The sequence below is a fragment of the Streptomyces sp. LMG1-1-1.1 genome (assembly GCF_040815545.1).
Classification (GTDB): domain Bacteria; phylum Actinomycetota; class Actinomycetes; order Streptomycetales; family Streptomycetaceae; genus Streptomyces.
Genome location: NZ_JBFPNH010000043.1, coordinates 112,374 through 130,415 on the forward strand (window position 1 = coordinate 112,374; position 18,042 = coordinate 130,415).

Sequence of the window (18,042 nt, forward strand, 5' to 3'; positions counted from 1 at the left end):
CGCCTGCATCGCCGGTAGCAGGTGGGGGGAGAGGTCCGTGACGGCCTGACCGTCGGGACATCACCGACTGTCACCAGGGTGGGCCGACTGAGCGAGGCTCTTTTGTGGGGCGGGCGACCGGGGGTGGGTCGGCTGGGGCGGGCTGGTGTGGGTTGGTTCGGGATGCTCGGGGGTGGGATGGGGGCGCAGCATGGAGGGGAGCGTCCCGTAGGGGCGATGTGGTGGATGGTCGGTGGGTGGAGGGAGAGGGGCGATGGGTGAGGACGCACCGCCCGATAGCGGCGGCTCCGGTGCCGCGGAGGTCGGGATCGGTGCGGGATGGAAGACGGCGGGGAGTCTGCTGGATTTCCTGAACGTCGCGGCGGTGGTGGTGGACACGGGTGGGCGGATCGTGTTCTGGAGTCCTCAGGCCACGGAGACGTTCGGGCATACGGCGGAGGAGGCGCTGGGGCAGCACGCGGCGCGGTTGCTGCTGAGCAAGGAGGACCGGCATCGGGCGTTGGAGCTGTTCGCGGGGGTGATGGAGACGGGGCAGAGCTGGGCGGGGGTGTTCCCCGTGCGGCGGAGGGACGGGACGAAGCGGTCCGTGGAGTTCCGCAACGTGCGGTTGCTCGACGACCTGGGTGACGTGTACGCGTTGGGGATCGCGGTCGACCAGTCGACGCTGCACCGTGTGGAGGAGCGGCTGGCACTGTCGGAGCAGCTGGTGTCGCAGGCGCCGGTGGGGTTCGCGCTGCTGGACACCGATCTTCGCTACCGGTTGGTCAACGGCGCGCTGGAGCGGATCAACGGGGTCTCGGCGGCCGAGCACATCGGCCGCAGGCCCCGCGACATCCACCCGAACAAGGACGTCGAGTCGGTCGAGTCGGCGCTGCGGCAGGTGCTGGCGACGGGTGAACCGCTGATCGACCAGTACGTCGTCAGTCGTACGAGGGCCGACCCGGATCATGATCACGCCTGGTCCGTGTCCTACTACCAGGTCCAGGGGCCCGGTGGGCGGGTGGTCGGGGTGGCGTCGTCGGTCGTCGACGTCACCGAGCGGCATCTGGCGGCCGCCGAGGCGGAGCGGGCCCGGCGGCGGCTGGCGCTGATCGCGGACGCGTCGGCCCGCGTGGGGACGACCCTCGGAATGGAGCAGACGGCTCGGGAACTCGTCGACGTCGCCGTGCCCGACCTGGCGGACATGGCCGCGGTCGACATCCTGGACTCTGTCCTGTCCGGACGACCGCCGGCACCCCGCAGGGAGGGGCCGGAGCTGTTCCGGGCGCTCGCCGTCGCCTCCGTGATCCCCGACGGTGTCACCGGCGCCGCCGACCCGGTCGGCGAGATCGCCGCGTACGGCCCGGACCGGCTGATCACCCAGTGCATACGGACCGGCCGGCCCGTCCTGGTGACCCACTGCGACGAGCGGGACCTGCGACGCATCGCCCGTGACCCGCAGGCCGCCGCGACCCTCGCTCGCGCCGGCGCACACTCCTATCTCGCGGTTCCGCTGATCGCACGCGACGAGATCCTCGGCGCCTTCGACCTGCTGCGTGTCACCAACCCGGAGCCTTTCGACGCGGACGACGTCCTGCTCGCCCGCGAACTCGCGGGTCGGGCCGCCATCGCCATCGCCAACGCCCGCTGGCACCAGAACGTGCGCACCGCCGCGGAAACGCTCCAGCGCAGCCTTCTGCCGCCCGCCCCGCCGCAACGCCCCGGCCTGAAGATCGCGTCCCTCTACCAACCGGCGCAGGCGGCCAACGAGGTGGGCGGCGACTGGTACGACGTCATCGCGCTGGCCGACGACAAGACCGCCCTCGTCATCGGCGACGTCATGGGCAACGGCATCGACGCCGCCGCCACCATGGGCCAGCTGTGCACCGCCGCCCGCGCCTACGCCACCCTCGACCTGGCCCCCGACGAAATCCTCCGCCACCTCGACCAGCTCACCCGCGGCCTGGAGCACTACATCGCCACCTGCCTCTACGCCGTCTACGACCCCCGCACCGGCCACTGCCACATCGCCAACGCCGGTCACCTCCCCCCTGTCATCACCCGCACCGGGCACAAACCCGAGCTCCTTCCCGTCCCCTCCGGTGCCCCGCTCGGCGTCGGCGGCGTCACCTTCGACACCGTGACGATCCCCCTCCACCCCGGCGACCAGATCTTGCTGTACACCGACGGCCTCGTCGAAACCCGCACCGACTCGATCGACGACCGCCTCGCCACCCTGCTCGACACCTGGGGCTCCGCCGGCCCCCTCCTCGACTCCACCTGCTCCCGCCTCGTCGACGCCATGCGCAGCCCCGACGACCCCGACGACGTCGCCCTCCTCCTCGCCGAGACCCACCCCTGGGAGGCGCCCCAGGCACGGCGGCCCTGACCCCACGGGCCGTCGCCCTCCGCGTGGCCGACGCACGGGCGGCTTGAGGCTGACGCACGGGCGGCTTGAGGCCGCCACTGACGGGGGGAACGGGTGCGCGTGATTGCGATGGGCAGCCTCTGCTGCCGCTCTGCCGGGGGTCCGTCATGACGTCGTCGTAACCGCCCCGCCGCCCGGCTCCTTCCGATATCCTCGTCGCCATGTGTTCCGTCATCCACAACCGCCAGGCAATCCGCACCCGGTCGACGCGCTGACCGTGGTGTCGACCGTCGTCGACACCCGGGCCCGACGTCCATCGTTCGCCTCAGGATGACGAGGTTCCTCACCATGCGCGTCTCCATGCGCTTCTCCACCCTGTGCACCACCACGTTCGTGCTCGTGCACGGCGGCTCCAGCAACGCCCGAGCCTGGGGGCCGTTGCAGAACGAACTGGCCCTGCTCGGCTGTCGCTCGTACGCGCTCGACCTGCCGGGCCACGGCGACCTGGCGGACGGTCCCGCCGCCTACTACCGGCAGCCCCAGGACATCGCGGCACTGGCCGCCGCACCTTCGCCGATGAGCGGCGTCACGCTGCGGGACAACGTGCGGCGTGTGACGGATGCCGTACGGAGGTTCGGCGACGAGGGGCCGGTAGTGCTGGTCGGCCACAGTCTCGGCGGTCTGACGATCACCGCCGTCGCCAACGCCGTTCCGGAACTCCTCGACCGGATGGTCTACGTCTCCGCGCTCTGCCTCGGCGACCCGGCCATGCTCACGGATCCCTGGGACGTGGCGGACGACAACCTGCTGGACGCCGTGGCGGCGCGGATCGCCGTGCCGGGCGTGAGCGAGCCCGGCGTCGTGCGGCTCAACTGGCGTCGGGCGCACAGCGATCCGGCGCTGTTCGCCGAACTGAAGGCGGCCGTCATGGCCGACTCCACCGATCACCGGTTCCGGCTGCTGCTCGACTCCCTGGACGCGGACGAGAACCACTCGGTGCTGGAGCCGGGGGCCGTGATCAGGGCCGAGCGATGGGGCCGCGTCCCGCACACCTACGTCCGCCTGTCCGAGGACCGTGGCATCACCCCGGCCGTACAGGACTACATGATCGGCCGCGCGGACGCGGTGACGCCGGACAACCCCTTCGACGTGCGCACCCTGGCCGCCTCGCACGTCGGCTACTTCAGCAGGCCGCGGATCTTCGCGGAACTGCTGGCCGCCCTCGTCTGAACCGTTCCGACCGCCCCGGTCGGCCCCGTCGCCGAGTTCGGCGACGGGCCCCGGCCGGGGTGCCCGCGCACTGACGCCGAGCGGGCGGACGGGCAGACGCGCAGACGGGCAGACGGGCAGACGGGCAGACGGACGGACGGGCAGACGGGCAGACGGACGGACAGGTGGGTCAGATTTCCTCGCGCAGGCCCCACGGGGCACCGTAGGCGCCGAGGAGGTCGAGGAAGGGCTGCGGCGGGAGGGCCTCGGGGCCGAGGACGCCGTTCGCCTTCCACGTTTCCTCGGCGATCAGCTCCAAGGCGATCACGGGGTTGAGGGCGGTCTGCCAGACGACGGCTTGGGAACCGTACTCGCGCATCGTCCATTCGTTGTCGACGACGTGGTAGAGGTACGTCTCGCGCGGGGATCCGTTCTTGGTGCCCTTGACCCAGGTGCCCGCGCAGGTCTTGCCCTTCATACGGTCGCCGAGCGTGGCGGGGTCGGGGAGACAGGCAGCAACGACGTCGCGCGGGGAGACGGCGACCGGACCGTCGGGGCCGGGGACGGTGACCTTCGCCGTGGCGTCGAGGCCCAGCTCGTGGAGGGTCTTGAGCTTGGCGATGAAGTCGTCGCCGAGGCCGTACTTGAAGGTGACGCGGCGGGCGTCGAGCCAGCGGGGCATGAGGAGGACTTCCTCGTGCTCCACGTTCACGCATTCCACCGGGCCGATGCCGTCGGGGAAGTCGAAGACCTGGGGTTCGCTGAAGGGGGCCGTGGTGAACCAGCCGCGGTCCTTCTCGTAGACGACGGGCGGGTTGAGGCACTCCTCGATGGTGGTCCAGATGCTGAAGGACGGTGCGAAGTCGTATCCCTCGACGGTGAGGTTCGCGCCGTCGCGGACGCCGAGTTCGTCGATCTCGTCGAAGAGTTCGTCGGCGGCGTACCGGGCGAAGACGTCCGAGAGGCCGGGCTCCACGCCCATCCCGACGAGGGCGAGGCGGTCGGCGCGCTCCCAGGCCTCGGCCCGGGCGAACTGCTCGTCACCCAGCTTGACGCCGCACTGTTCGTACGGAGCGGTCGGGTGCGGGACGGACAACGACATCGCCATGTCGACGTAGTGCACGCCGGCGGCCAGGGCGCTGTCGAACAGCGGCATCACGAAACGGGGGTCGGTCGCGTTCAGCAGCACGTCGCAGTTCTCCTCGACGAGGACCCGGCGGACCGCCTCCTCGTCGGAGGCGTCAAGGCGGCGGGCCCTGAAGCGGTCACCCGCGTCGCCGAGCGCGGCCACGGCGGCCTCCGCACGGGACAGGTCGTAGTCGGCGACGACCATGCACGTCAGAAAGTCGCGGCGGGCCGCGATACGGGTGACGGCGGTTCCGACGCCGCCCGCACCCACCAGAAGTACACGCATGTCACACACCCCTTCGTCGAGACGGTCCCGGCGAGCGCCTGGGGACGTCCCGATGGAACACGACGCCCCGCGTTAAGGTCTACGGCGTTGGCATAAGCGACAGGGAGGCGGCGGAGCGATGCCCAAGAAGGTGGTTCCGGAAGCCGAACGGCGCAGGCGAAGGCCCACACGGCAGGGGGTCGTCCTGTCGGAGAAGCTCATCGTGCAGACGGCACTGCGCATGCTGCGCGAGCACGGCACCGCCGGACTCAGCGCCCGCCGGCTCGGCGCCGCTCTCGGCGCCGACCCCAGCACCCTCTACCGGTACTTCGCCGGCCTCGACGGCCTCACCAGGGCCATCGGCGAGGAACTGATGGGCCGCGCCCTCGACAGCTGGACCGCCACCGGCACCTGGCGCACCGACCTCCACTCCCTCGGCCTGGCCATCCACGCCTCGTACCTAGCCCACCCCCAAGCCGCCCTCCTCACCGCCAGCCGCGTCACCGGCCGCCCCCGCGAGATCGAAGTCGACGAAACCATCCTCGGCATCCTGCGCACCGCCGGCTTCGACGACCCCGACGCCGTCGGCATCTACCACGCCTTCATCGACCTGGCCCTCGCCTTCGCCGCCCTCGACGCCGGCGCCCTGGCCATCAAGGACGAAGTCAGAGCAGCCGACGAGGACATGTGGACCACCACCTACGCCCGACTCCCTCCCCACACCCACCCTCACATCGCCGCCACCGCCCACCTCCTGGCCGACCGCATGAACGACAGCGCCTACCCGGTCGTCCTGGACACGCTCCTGCACAGAGCGGAGGCGCGGCTGACCGCGCTGCGCGGCTAGCTCGGGGGGAAGGGGGAAGGGGGAGAGCTGGAGGAGGTTGGCGAGCGTCCGTCCCCCGCGCTTCCCCCACGCCTCCTCCCCCGCGCTTCGCCCACGCCTCCTCCCCCGCGCGTCGCCCTTACGACGCCCTCACGACAGCTCGTCAAGCGAGTGCCGGATCCCGATCACCAAGCCGTGGGACTCCGGCAGCACGGCCGACGCCAGCCCCCATGCCCGTTCCAGCAGCCTCCTGGCCACAGCGTCGTCGCCGCGTACCCGCGCCAGGTCGCCGAGGGACCACAGGATGTCGGCCTGGCCGCGCCGGTCGTTCAGCTCCCGGTACAGCTCCAAGGCCTGCTCCAGCAGGCGCCCGGCCGCAGCATCGTCGGCGTCGTGCCGCTGCGCCAGATTGCCCAGGGACCAGAGGATGTGGGCCTGTCCGCGCCGGTCCTTCAGGTCCCGGTACAGCTCCAGCGCCTGATCCAGGAGTCGTCCAGCCACCGCGTCGTCGCCGCGGGTGCGCGCCAAGTTGCCCAGGGAGAAGAGGGTGTGGGCCTGACCGCGCCGATCCTCGAGCTCCCGGTACAGGGCCAGCGCCTGATCCAGCAGCCGCCGGGCCGCCGCATCATCGTCGCGTACTCGTGCCAGGTCGCCGAGGGAGAACAGGGTGTGGGCCTGTCCGCGCCGGTCCTCAAGGTCCCGATAGAGCCCGAGGGCCTGATGCAGGAGGCGACCGGCCGTGGCGTCGTCGTCGCGCATCCGTGCCAAGTTGCCCAGGGACCACAGAATGTGGGCCTGACCGCGCCGATCGTCCAGCTCCCGGTACAAGCCGAGTGCGTCGTTCAGCAGCCTCTTGGCTGCCGCATCGTCGTCGCGCACCCGCGCCAAATTGCCCAGGGACCGGAGGATGTGGGCTTGACCGCGCTGGTCGTACAGGTCGCGGTACAGCGCGAGCGCCTGCTCCAGCAGGCGCCCGGCCTGCGCATCGTCGCCGCGAACCCGCGCCAGGTCGCCGAGCGAACGGAGGAGGTGGGCCTGACCGCGTCGATCGTTCAGGTCGCGGTACAGCGCGAGCGCCTGGTCCAGCAGGCGTCCGGCCGCCGTGTCGTCGGTGCGCATGCGGGCAAGGTTGCCGAGGGAGCGCAGGGTGTCGGCCTGGCCGCGCGGGTCGTCCAGGTCCTGGTAGAGCCCCAGTGCCCGGTCCAGTAGGCGCCCGGCCGCCGGGTAGTGGTCCGAGAAGTACTCCACACGGCCTCGGAAGTAGGTGGTGTGGGCGTGCAGAGGAGGTGGGAGGGGGGCGTGTGCGGCCTCGCGCACCGCGTCGATCAGCAGGTTGGCTTCGTCCAGCCGGTAGCCGTCGAGGGCCGCTGTGACCTGCGTGTGCCACCACGCGGTGAGTTCGTGGCTGTCGCTGCCGGAGGCGGCGAACCGGTGGTAGGCGACCTCGGCGGGTGAGCCCGCGGCCTCGAAGTAGGCGGCTGCCGCGCGGTGGGCCGCTCGCCACCTGTTCGGGTACTGGGTGCGGAGATAGGCGGTGATGGCCGAGCGCACGAGGGGATGCAGCTGGAGTCTTCCCGCGGGCGTCTGCTGGACGAACGAGTGCCGCCGGAGGCGGCGGAAATCGCTGTCGGTGCAGTCGATGTCCGTGCAGACGTCGCGCAACAGCTCGTGGGTGAGCGTGCGGGGCACGGCTGCCAGCAGCAGTCGGTGCTGGTCGCCGTCGGACAGCCGCTCCAGGTACTTGGCGGGCAGCCAGCCGGCCGCGGGCTGCCCGGCCGCTGCCGCGCGCAGCCAGTCGGCGGTGATCGGCTGTCCCGAACGGCGGGCCCGCAGGATGAGGTCCGCGGTCATGGCCGTCCATACCGGCGTGCCGCCGCACGCCGTGTGCACCGCGGCGCTCAGGTCACGCGGGACACCTCCGGCTTCGAGGAAGGAAGCCGTGTGCTCCGGCCGCCACTCCGTGAGTTCGACCCGGGCGTGAGGCACGGGCAGGTCCAGTGGCTCACGGCCGGCCACCACGAAGCGCAGCCCGGGGTGCTCGGCGACCAGGCGCTTGAGCACGGTGGCGGTGAACCAGGTGTCCAGATCGCCCGCGGGGGCTCCCGCGTCCGGATCCCGTCGGGCTCCCTCGTCCGCGAGACGCAGCAGCTCACTGGTATCGATCAGGACGACGCCGGGATGCTCGGCGGCGCCCTCGGCGAGTGCGGCCAGACCTTCGACCAGCGCCTGCCGGTACAGGGCGTGCCACATCGCCGGCGACGGACCGCCCGCCGTGACGGGGCTGTTGCTGATGCGGCTGCCGTTTGCCGCCGACATCTCGATGCGGATCTGCCACTGGGCCTGGGCATCCGCCTGTTCGGCCCGGTAGTCGCGCATGAGTGTCCGGCGCACCTCGGCCGGACACAACTCGGTGATGGCCTCCGCGATGGCCTCCAGTAACGCGCGCGCCAGGTCGGGGCCCTGACCATGCCCACCGGCGGCCACGGTCGGATCGATCAGGAAGCTCAACTGCGCCATCCCGTACTTCACCCCGGCCCAGCCGGTGGCCCGCACATGGGACAGCAGCGTCGTCTTCCCCTGCCCGGAAACGCCCCAGACGACCAGGGCCCGCAACCCCGAGTGCCCCCGCGCCAGGTCCTCTACGGCCGCGAGTGCCTCCACACGATCGGTGAACGTCCCCATCGTCGGCTCCCCGTACGTGCTCATCCCACCCCCTGGCGTCAACTGACGGGCTCTTGAACGATGTTCGACGCTTCCGACCCGGCATCAGCCCCCTCTATCTTGGCGGCAGACGAGCGAATACCCGCCTGTCCACGGAAAACGGGGAGAGCAGATGACACGACTCGGACCCGCCGCACGAGCCGGCCTGTCCACCGTGGCCGGAGCCGCGGTCGGCGCCGTCGCCACCGCCCTGACGCAGAGCATCACCTGGCCGCTGGTGAGCGGCCTGGCGGTATGCGCGCTCGGCATCATCGCCCTTGAGTACTGGAGCCGGTCCGGCACCCCCGCTCCCACGCCCACTCCCACCCCTGCTCCTCGGACGACCGACCGGACCCGGTACGAAGAGCACGTCACAGGAAGCTCGCGGGCCGAACGAAGCGGCGGCACGGCGACTCGTGGAGCAGGGGTGGAAATCCGGGTGACGGACGGATCGTCCCTGATCGATTCACCCACCACGGCCCAGGGTGACGCGGAGGCGTCCCGGACGATCGACGATCACTCCACCGTGAAGGACGGCCCGGTCCACGTGCGGGACGAGGAGACCCCGTAGTCCGGAGACCGTGTGCGCTCGGCTCGGCTCGGCCCGGCTGGGTTCGCTTCGGTTCGGTTCGCGGCGCAAGTCGGCGTGTGCTGTTCTGGAAGCAGCCGCTGGAGGGCACAACGATGCTGCGCAGCAGGATTTCCGCGTTCGTATCCGCCAGGCCGGCCGCCCCGGCCGGAGTCGGTGGGGGGTTGTTGCCGGCGCGGGACCTGGCGGTCGCCTGGGTGGTCGTCGTTCTGATCGCGGTGCCGGCGTGGGTGCTGACGATCGGGCAGGCGCGGGACATGGGGGTGGAGCCCGGGACCATGGGGATGGCGCTGCCGCTGTTCTTGTTGCTGTGGGTGACGATGATGGCGGCGATGATGCTGCCGTCGATGGCGCCGGTGGCCCTCACGTGGGTCCGTGGGATCGGCCGGCGGTCGTCCGGCTGGATTCGGGCCGCCCGTACCGCCGGGTTCGTGGGCGGTTATCTGCTGGTGTGGACCGCGTTCGGGCTGCTCGCGTACGCGGCGCTGGCCTGGACCGGCGGCCTGGTGGAGGACCATCCCACCGCCGGGCGATGGATCGGGGCGGCCGCGTTTCTGCTGGCGGGGTTGTACCAGCTCGGGCCCCTCAAGAACGTCTGCCTGCGGCATTGCCGTGACCCGCTGAGTCATCTGGTGCGTTACGCGGGGTTCCGGCGCACGGCCCGCGACTTTCGGGTGGGTGTCCATCACGGTGCGTACTGTGTCGGCTGCTGCGCCGGGCTGATGGTCGTGCTCGTTCCGCTCGGCGTCATGAACGTGGCGGCGATGGCGGGTCTGGCGTTGGTGATCTTCGTGGAGAAGTTGTGGTCAAGGGGCGTGCTGCTCAGCACCGTCGTGGGCGTCGCCTTCCTCGTGCTGGCGGTGCTCGCGCCGTTTCAGGACTGGATGCTGCCGGGGCTGCAGGATGCCGTTCCGTCGATGGACGGCATGTGAGGTCCGTCGACGGGTGACCTCCCACGTTCTCGGGCAGCCGTGGCGAGCTCCTTCGCGCTGGACGACGACCATGGCGATCTCCCCCGCCCGGGACAGACGTGTCGATCGCCCTCCCCGAGCCGGTTCCCCGAACGTGCTGGGAGGTGCAAGCTGGAAGGGAGACCGTTCGTCCGATCCGGGCGCGGGCTCCGGACTCGCGGTCTCGTCACTCCGAGTGAGCTTTTTCGGCTCGGCTGGAGGAAGCGAGATGACGCAGCAGGCCGCCACCGGTACGCGCTGGCATCTGGCCGGCGACTGGTTCGACGTATGCAAGTGCGCGATTCCGTGCCCGTGCACGTTCGCACAGCCTCCGACGTACGGAGACTGCGAGGGTGTACTGGTCTGGCACATCCGGGAGGGCAACTTCGGGGACGTACGGCTGGATGATCTGAACGTGCTGATGCTCGGGTCGTTCGAGGGCAACCCGTGGGCAGGCACGCATACCGAGCCGTACGCGGCGGTCTTCCTGGACGAGCGTGCCGACGAGCGGCAGCGGGCGGCGCTGGGGGCCGTCTTCGGTGGTGAGGCGGGCGGGTGGCCGGCGGAGTTCGGGGCGATGTTCCATCCCGAGATGCGGGGCATGGACGTCGTTCCGATCCATGTGGAGATCGACGAGGATCTCGGCACCTGGCGTGCCGAGATCCCGGGCCGTGTCACGGCGGCCGCCGAGGCGCTCACCGGACCGACCACCCCGAACGGCGCGCGCGTCCAGGTCCTCAACGCTCCGGGCGCCGAGGTCGGGCCGGGCCAGGTCGCCACGTGGGGGCGGGCCACCGTCGACCGGGCCGACGCGTTCGGCTTCTCCTGGGAACGCACCGGGAAGTCGAGCAAGTACTTCCCGTTCGACTGGACCGGTCCTGACTGAGGACACCGTTCCCGACGCCGCCCGGCCGACCGGTGCGGATCCGTCGGTCGGTTCGGGTCACGCGTCCCCGGGTGCCCGCATGCCCCGGGCACGGGCGGTCCGCGTCGCCGTGTCGGAGGCGAGGAGGTCGAGGACTTCGCGGGCACGGGCCGGCTGGGTGGAGGACGTGAGGACGCCCGCGCTGAAGAGCGAGGTGATCGCGGTGTCGCCCGGGAGGGGGCCGACGACGACGATGCCGGGCAGGTCCATGAGTTCGCTGTGCTGCTGGAAGGCCAGGTCCGCCTGTCCGGACGACAGGAGGGTGCCGGCGGGTACGCCGGGCGGGGCCTGGACGAGGCGGTCGCCGAGCGTGTCGGTGAGGTCGAGCCGGTGGATGAGGTCGACGAGTGCCGTGCCGCTGGGGCCGGTGGAGTAGGCGATGTTCTTCGCGGCGAGGAGGGCGGCCCGCAGGTCGGATGCGGAGGCGAGCGCGGGGACCGGGGTTCCCTCCGGTACGGCGGCGACGACCTGGGAGATCCAGAGCGGGCGTACGGTGCCCGGCACGAGGTGCCCCTCCTTCTCCAGGGCGGCCAGCGCTCCGTCGGCGAGGACGAGGAGGTCGGCTTCGGCGCCCTCGCGGACGCGCCGTGCGACCTCGACGCCGCCGGCGGCGTCGAACCGTACGGCCGTGCCGTGGGCGTGCCGGAGATGGTCGGACAGCTCGGCCAGGATCGGCCGGGTCGCCATCGAGGACAGTCCGGTGATCTCTCGGTTCACATGGCCTCCTTGGTGTGCGGCGGGGGAACGGCGGGCGGTCGGGCCGCTCGGCGCCGGTCTGCGAGACTGGCGGCGTGAGCGCAACCCAGATCTCGGCGGCAGGCAAAGTCCTCAAGGTCCTCTCGGCCTTCGACCGTGAGCATCCCTCGCAGACTCTGTCGGAAGTCGCTCAGCGTACGGGTCTCGCGTTGAGCACCACGCACAGGGTGGTTGCGGAGCTGGCGGGTTGGGGTGCGCTGGAGCGTGGCGAGGACGGGTCGTGGCACGTCGGGCTGCGGCTCTGGGAGATCGCCTCGGGATGTCCGCGTACCCAGATCCTGCGGGACGTGGCGCTGCCGTTCATGCAGGACCTGTACGAGGTGACGCACGAGAACGTGCAGCTCGCGGTGCGCGAGGGGACGGAGCTCGTGTTCGTCGAGCGGATCGCCGGGCACCGGTCGGTGGAACTGCTGACCATGGTCGGGACCCGCTTCCCCGTCGCCTCCACCGGGATGGGACGCGTACTGCTCGCGCACGCGCCGCCGGAGATCCAGGAGGAGGTCCTCGACTCGCCGATGCGTGCCTGGACCCCGTACACCGTCGTCGATCCGAAGGCGCTGCGCGCGCAGTTGGACCGGATCCGCCGGGAACAGGTCTTCGTCAGTGACCGGCAGCTTTCGGAGAGCACGGTCGCCGTGGCCACGCCGGTGCGGATCGGCCGGGCCGGACCGGTCAGCGCCTCGCTGGGGATCGTGATCACGGCGGAGGGCGCGAGCCGCGCGCGCAGGCTGCGGGATCCGCTGCTGAGGGCGGCGCAGGGCATCTCCGACGAGCTGGGACGGCGTACGCGCACGACCGGCTGAGGTGGAGGGACGGCTGCCGAGATCCGACCGCGCTTCCGCCTGACGGAAACGGAGGCGACCGGTCACGGTCCTGGGTGTCAACGTTCGTCGTGTTCGAAACGTTCACTGTCGCTCAGGAGATGCCATGGCCGAAGCCGTCGTCGACACCGTTGCCTCGGTCCCCGTCGCTGTCATCGGCGCCGGTCCAGCGGGCCTGATGCTGGCGCACCGGCTGGGGCGGGCCGGCGTCGACACGATCGTGGTCGACACCCGGACCCGGCACGAGATCGAGACGACGCAGCGGGCGGGCATCCTCGAGGCCGACGCGGCACGGGACCTGGTCGAGACGGGCGTGTCCGACCGGATCCTGCGCGAGGGTCACGAGCACGAGGGCACCGAACTCCGCTTCGGCGGGCGGCCGCACCGCATCCACTTCAAGGCGCTGGTGGGCGAGTCGGTGTGGCTCTACCCGCAGACCGACGTGTTCGTCGACCTGGCGAACGCGCGGGCCCGCGACGGCGGCACGGTCCACTTCGGTGTCACGGACACCGAAGTCCTCGACGTCACGACCGACGCTCCCCGGGTGCGCTACACCGCGCCCGACGGGTCCCGGCACGAGATCCGCGCACGATACGTCGTCGGTGCGGACGGGTCGCGCAGCATGTGCCGCAACCTGGTGCCCGAGGACCGGCGGGTGCGGTACGGCAAGGACTACCCCTTCGCGTGGTTCGGCATCATGGCCGAGGCCCCGGTCAGCGCGCCCGAGCTGGTCTACGCCCACTCCGAGCACGGGTTCGCGCTGATCAGCCAGCGCACGGAGAGCGTGCAGCGGATGTACTTCCAGTGCTCCCCCGACGAGTCCGTCGACGCCTGGCCGGACGACCGGATCTGGGAGACGCTCCAGGCCCGGGTGGCCGGCGAGGACGGCTTCCGGCTCAAGGAGGGCCCGATCCTCGAGAAGTCGGTGCTGCGCTTCCGGTCGTTCGTCCAGGAACCCATGCGCTGGGGCTCGTTGGTGCTCGCCGGCGACGCCGCGCACACCGTGCCGCCGACCGGAGCCCGCGGGCTCAACCTCGCACTGCACGACGTCAAGGTCCTTGCCGACGTGCTGCTTCGAGCACTCGGCGGCGTGGGCGAGGCCGCACTGGACGCCTACCAGCCGCGTGCCTTGCAGCGGGTCTGGCGGGCGCAGAACTTCTCGCACTGGATGACACAGCTGCTGCACACGGCGCCCGGCGGCACGTCGTTCGACCTGCGGCGCCAGCTCGGCGAACTCGACAACGTCGTGGGCACGCGCGCCGGACGCGCCTATCTCGCGGAGCAGTACACCGGCTGGCCCGTCAACTCCCGCGCCTGACGCCCCGGGACCGCGGCAGCCTCGGGCGGCCCTGCCCGACTCTGCCTGGACCTGTCCGGACCCCGACGCCGACCCCAACCCCGAGTCCGACGACCTCAGGAGACACCCCATGATCATCGACTGTCACGGTCACTTCACCACCGCACCGCCCCAGCTGGCGCAGTGGCGTGACCGGCAGGTGGCGGCCGTCGGTTCCCCCGAGGACGCGCCCGACCCCGACGATCTGGTCATCGGCGACGACGAGCTGCGCGAGGCGATCGAGGGCAACCAGCTGCGGCTGATGGACGAGCGCGGCAGCGATCTGACGATCTTCTCGCCGCGGGCCAGCTTCATGGCGCACCACATCGGCGACTTCCAGGTCTCCTCGACCTGGGCGCGGATCTGCAACGACCTGGTGCACCGCGTCAGCACGCTGTACCCCGACCGCTTCGCGATGGGGGCGATGCTGCCGCAGTCCCCCGGCGTCGACCCGGCGACCTGCCTGCCCGAGCTGCGCCGCGCGGTCGAGGAGCTCGGCGCGGTGACGGTCAACCTGAACCCCGATCCGTCGGGCGGCAGTTGGACGGCGCCGCCGCTGACCGACCGCAGCTGGTACCCGGTGTACGAGGCGATGGCGGAGTACGACATCCCCGCCATGATCCACGTCAGCACCTCGTGCAATCCGGCCTTCCACACCACCGGCGCCCACTATCTCAACGCCGACACCACGGCGTTCATGCAGCTGATCCAGGGCGACCTGTTCGCCGACTTCCCGACGTTGAGGTTCGTGATCCCGCACGGCGGCGGCGCGGTGCCGTACCACTGGGGCCGGTTCCGCGGGCTGGCGATGGCGCTCGGCAAGCCGGACCCGGAGAAGCTGCTGGACAACGTTTTCTTCGACACCTGCGTCTACCACCAGCCCGGAATCGACCTGCTGACCCAGGTGATCCCCAGCCGGTCCGTGCTGTTCGCCAGCGAGATGATCGGCGCGGTCCGGGACATCGACCCGCGCACCGGGCACCACTTCGACGACACGAAGCGGTACGTCGACGCCACCCCGCACCTGACGGACGAGGAGCGTGCCGCCGTGTACTCCGGCAACGCCCTGCGCGTCTACCCCCGACTCGCCGCCCGCCTCGCCGCGGCCGGCCGCTGAATCCAGGAGGAGCCCGAATGGAACACACCGAGCTCGGCGTCGTCCACACCAGGACCGACCGCGCCGACCCCGAGGCCGTCGCCGCGCTGGCGAAGTTCGGCGTCGCGACGATCCACGAGGCCATGGGCCGGGTCGGTCTCATGCGCCCCTACCTGCGCCCGGTCTACCCGAAGGCCCGGATGTGCGGCACGGCCGTGACCGTACTCCTCCAGCCCGGCGACAACTGGATGCTCCACGTCGCCGCGGAGCAGATCCAGGACGGGGACGTCGTCGTCGCGGCCTGCACGACCGAGAGCGAGGACGGGTTCTTCGGCGAGCTCCTCGCCACCTCGTTCCGCGCCCGGGGCTGCCGGGGCCTGGTCATCGACGGCGGCGTCCGCGACGTGGCCGATCTGGAGGGGATGGACTTCCCGGTCTTCTCCCGCGCGGTCCACGCCAGGGGCACGGTCAAGGCCACCCTCGGCTCCGTCAACGTCCCCGTGGTCTGCGGCAACGCCCTCGTGCGGCCCGGTGACGTGGTCGTCGCGGACGCCGACGGCGTCGTCGTGGTGCCGCGCGAGCGTGCGGCCGAGGTGGCGGCCGCGTCGGCCGCGCGCGAGGCCAAGGAGGAGGGCAAGCGCGCGCAGTTCCGCGCGGGCGCGCTCGGCCTGGACGTGTACGGGATGCGCGGCCCGCTGGCCGAGCTCGGACTGCGGTACGAGGACTGACGATGACGACGAGTTCCGAGAAGGCCCCCGACTCGACGGGCCCCGAGACGACCCCCGGCTCGGCGGCTTCCGACAAGGCCCTGGGCCGGGCAGGCTCCACGAGCACCCCCGACGCGGCGGGCTTCGAGAAGACCCCCGGATGGCTGGACTGGTACGCCGGTCCGAGCCGGCCCCGGTTCCGGCTCCCCGACGGCGCCGTCGACGCGCACTGCCACGTCTTCGGGCCGGGCGCCGAGTTCCCGTACGCGCCCGAGCGGAAGTACACGCCGTGCGACGCGTCCAAGGACCAGCTCTTCGCGCTCCGCGACCACCTCGGCTTCGCTCGTAACGTGGTGGTGCAGGCGACCTGCCACGGCGCCGACAACACGGCGATGGTCGACGCCCTGCGGGCCTCCGGCGGGGCCGCGCGGGGTGTGGCGACGCTGCGGCCCGACGTCACGGACGCGCAGGTGCGGGAACTGCACGAGGCCGGCGTACGCGGAGTGCGGTTCAACTTCGTCAAGCGGCTCGTCGACGCGGCGCCGCGGCAGGACCTGCGGGACGTCGTGGAGCGGATCGCTCCGTACGGGTGGCACGTCGTCGTCTACTTCGAGGCGGCGGACCTGGCCGACCTGCGGGACTTCTTCCTGTCGATCCCGGTTCCGCTGGTCGTCGACCACATGGGGCGGCCCGACGTCACGAAGGACCCGCACGGCCCGGAGTTCGAGACGTTCCTGAACTTCATGCGGGCCAGGCCTGACATCTGGTGCAAGGTGACGTGTCCGGAACGTATCTCCGCGAGCGGCCCGCCGGCCCTCGACGGTGAGCGGAGCGCGTACCGCGACGTCGTCCCGTTCGCCCGGCGCGTGGTCGAGGAGTTTCCCGACCGGGTGCTGTGGGGTACCGACTGGCCGCACCCCAACCTCACCGGCCACATGCCCGACGACGGGCTGCTGGTCGACTTCGTCCCGCACATCGCGCCGACGCCGGAGCTCCAGCGCACGCTGCTCGTCGACAACCCGACGCGCCTGTACTGGCCCGACGCCGACTGACCCCGTCTCGATTGGAGTTCCGGCATGTCGCTGGACAAGACCTACAAGCTGGTGCCGGGGACGACCATCTTCGACGCCGAGCAGTCCGCCAAGGGGTACCACCTCAACCAGTTCTGCATGTCGCTGATGACGGCGGAGAACCGTGCGGCCTACCTCGCCGACGAACGTGCCTACCTGGACGCGTGGCCGCTGCGGGAGGAGCAGAAGCAGGCGCTGCTCGACCGCGACCTCAACGCGGCGATGCGCGAGGGCGGCAACATCTACTTCCTCGCCAAGTGGGGTGCGACGCTGGGGTTCTCCTTCCAGCAGATGGCCGGTTCGATGACCGGGATGACCGAGCAGGAGTACCGCGACATGATGGTCGGCGGCGGCCGTTCCGTCGAGGGGAACCGGATCGACCACGCCGTCCTCGACGCGGCTCACGCGGACCCGGGGCCGCCGGCCGAGCACGCCACGATCACCGGGGCCGTGTTCACCTCGCACGTGCCGGCCATCGGCGCGGCGATGGACCACGGCAAGACCGAAGAGCCGTACTGGAAGCCGCTCTTCGAGGGCTACGACTTCTCCAAGGCCTGGGAGCAGGAGAACGTCCCCGATGTGATCTTCCTCGTCTACAACGACCACGCCTCCTCGTTCGACCAGTCCCTGATACCGACGTTCGTCCTCGGTACGGGCGCGGCCTACCCGACCGCCGACGAAGGGTACGGGCCCCGCCCCGTGCCCGGCATCGAGGGCGACCCCGACCTGGCCGCGCACATCGCGCACTCTCTCATCAGGGACGACTTCGACCTCACGCTCGCCAACGAGATGACCGTCGACCACGGCCTGACCGTCCCGCTGTCCCTGATGTTCGGCGACGTCGAGAAGTGGCCGTGCAAGGTGATCCCGTTCCACGTCAACGTGGTGCAGTACCCGGTGCCCTCGGGCGCCCGGTGCTTCGCGCTCGGCCAGGCGCTGCGCCGGGCGATCGAGTCGTACGACCGGCCGCTGAAGGTCCAGGTGTGGGGCACCGGCGGCATGAGCCACCAGCTGCAGGGCCCGCGCGCCGGCCTGATCAACCGGGAGTGGGACAACGCCTTCCTCGACCGGCTCGTCGACGACCCGACCGGACTGTCGCGGGTGCCGCACCTGGAGTACGTCGAGGAGGCCGGCTCCGAGGGCATCGAGCTGGTCATGTGGCTGATCGCCCGCGGGGCGATGAGCGACGTGGACGACTCCGGACGGGTCGAGGTCAAGCACCGCTTCTACCATGTGCCCGCGTCCAACACGGCCGTCGGCCACCTGATCCTCGAAAACCACCCGCGGGCCCAGGAGCCCGCCGAAGGAGTGAACTGA

The 18,042-nt window shown here is 71.2% G+C and carries 15 protein-coding genes; 12 read left to right on the plus strand and 3 right to left on the minus strand.

Annotation, left to right across the window (positions count from 1 at the left end):
- Positions 1–253 precede the first annotated feature (253 nt).
- Together MRBLMG1_RS24560 and MRBLMG1_RS24565 are read left to right on the plus strand one after the other, a co-directional pair.
- Positions 254–2,368, plus strand: coding sequence for a SpoIIE family protein phosphatase (locus MRBLMG1_RS24560; protein WP_367826265.1), 2,115 nt, complete (start codon positions 254–256; stop codon positions 2,366–2,368).
- A gap of 309 nt (positions 2,369–2,677) precedes the next feature.
- Positions 2,678–3,577, plus strand: coding sequence for an alpha/beta hydrolase (locus MRBLMG1_RS24565; RefSeq protein WP_367826266.1), 900 nt, complete (start codon positions 2,678–2,680; stop codon positions 3,575–3,577).
- A gap of 169 nt (positions 3,578–3,746) precedes the next feature.
- Here MRBLMG1_RS24565 and MRBLMG1_RS24570 read toward each other — a convergent pair whose 3' ends face one another.
- Positions 3,747–4,970: a saccharopine dehydrogenase family protein gene (locus MRBLMG1_RS24570; protein WP_367826267.1), complete on the minus strand. Its 1,224-nt coding sequence runs from the start codon at positions 4,968–4,970 to the stop codon at positions 3,747–3,749.
- Between the two features lie 118 nt (positions 4,971–5,088).
- Between MRBLMG1_RS24570 and MRBLMG1_RS24575 the strand changes: the two genes are divergently transcribed.
- Positions 5,089–5,796, plus strand: coding sequence for a TetR/AcrR family transcriptional regulator (locus tag MRBLMG1_RS24575; RefSeq protein ID WP_367826268.1), 708 nt, complete (start codon positions 5,089–5,091; stop codon positions 5,794–5,796).
- Positions 5,797–5,925: 129 nt separating this feature from the next.
- Here MRBLMG1_RS24575 and MRBLMG1_RS24580 read toward each other — a convergent pair whose 3' ends face one another.
- Positions 5,926–8,457: a tetratricopeptide repeat protein gene (locus MRBLMG1_RS24580; protein ID WP_367826269.1), complete on the minus strand. Its 2,532-nt coding sequence runs from the start codon at positions 8,455–8,457 to the stop codon at positions 5,926–5,928.
- A 151-nt stretch (positions 8,458–8,608) separates the two neighbouring features.
- On the opposite strand from MRBLMG1_RS24580, the gene MRBLMG1_RS24585 reads away from it, so the two are divergent.
- From MRBLMG1_RS24585 to MRBLMG1_RS24595, 3 genes are all read left to right on the plus strand, one after another.
- Positions 8,609–9,046: a hypothetical protein gene (locus MRBLMG1_RS24585; RefSeq protein WP_367826270.1), complete on the plus strand. Its 438-nt coding sequence runs from the start codon at positions 8,609–8,611 to the stop codon at positions 9,044–9,046.
- 113 nt (positions 9,047–9,159) lie between these two features.
- Positions 9,160–9,996, plus strand: a complete 837-nt coding sequence (locus MRBLMG1_RS24590) for a DUF2182 domain-containing protein (protein WP_367826489.1) — start codon at positions 9,160–9,162, stop codon at positions 9,994–9,996.
- A 247-nt stretch (positions 9,997–10,243) separates the two neighbouring features.
- Entirely contained in the window at positions 10,244–10,900 is a 657-nt protein-coding gene (locus MRBLMG1_RS24595; RefSeq protein WP_367826271.1) for a DUF1326 domain-containing protein, read from the plus strand.
- A gap of 57 nt (positions 10,901–10,957) precedes the next feature.
- Here MRBLMG1_RS24595 and MRBLMG1_RS24600 read toward each other — a convergent pair whose 3' ends face one another.
- Positions 10,958–11,656, minus strand: a complete 699-nt coding sequence (locus tag MRBLMG1_RS24600) for a substrate-binding domain-containing protein (protein WP_367826272.1) — start codon at positions 11,654–11,656, stop codon at positions 10,958–10,960.
- Between the two features lie 74 nt (positions 11,657–11,730).
- Between MRBLMG1_RS24600 and MRBLMG1_RS24605 the strand changes: the two genes are divergently transcribed.
- From MRBLMG1_RS24605 to ligA, 6 genes are all read left to right on the plus strand, one after another.
- Positions 11,731–12,498, plus strand: a complete 768-nt coding sequence (locus MRBLMG1_RS24605; protein ID WP_367826273.1) for an IclR family transcriptional regulator — start codon at positions 11,731–11,733, stop codon at positions 12,496–12,498.
- 124 nt (positions 12,499–12,622) lie between these two features.
- Entirely contained in the window at positions 12,623–13,834 is a 1,212-nt protein-coding gene (locus MRBLMG1_RS24610) for a 4-hydroxybenzoate 3-monooxygenase (protein WP_367826274.1), read from the plus strand.
- Between the two features lie 109 nt (positions 13,835–13,943).
- Positions 13,944–14,969: an amidohydrolase family protein gene (locus MRBLMG1_RS24615; protein WP_367826275.1), complete on the plus strand. Its 1,026-nt coding sequence runs from the start codon at positions 13,944–13,946 to the stop codon at positions 14,967–14,969.
- Between the two features lie 17 nt (positions 14,970–14,986).
- Positions 14,987–15,676, plus strand: coding sequence for a 4-carboxy-4-hydroxy-2-oxoadipate aldolase/oxaloacetate decarboxylase (gene ligK, locus MRBLMG1_RS24620; RefSeq protein ID WP_367826276.1), 690 nt, complete (start codon positions 14,987–14,989; stop codon positions 15,674–15,676).
- 2 nt (positions 15,677–15,678) lie between these two features.
- Complete coding sequence (locus MRBLMG1_RS24625) at positions 15,679–16,707, plus strand: amidohydrolase family protein (protein WP_367826277.1); 1,029 nt, start codon at positions 15,679–15,681, stop codon at positions 16,705–16,707.
- Positions 16,708–16,731: 24 nt separating this feature from the next.
- The gene (ligA, locus tag MRBLMG1_RS24630) at positions 16,732–18,042 is read left to right on the plus strand and encodes a protocatechuate 4,5-dioxygenase subunit alpha (protein WP_367826278.1); all 1,311 of its coding nucleotides are present in this window, start codon (positions 16,732–16,734) and stop codon (positions 18,040–18,042) included.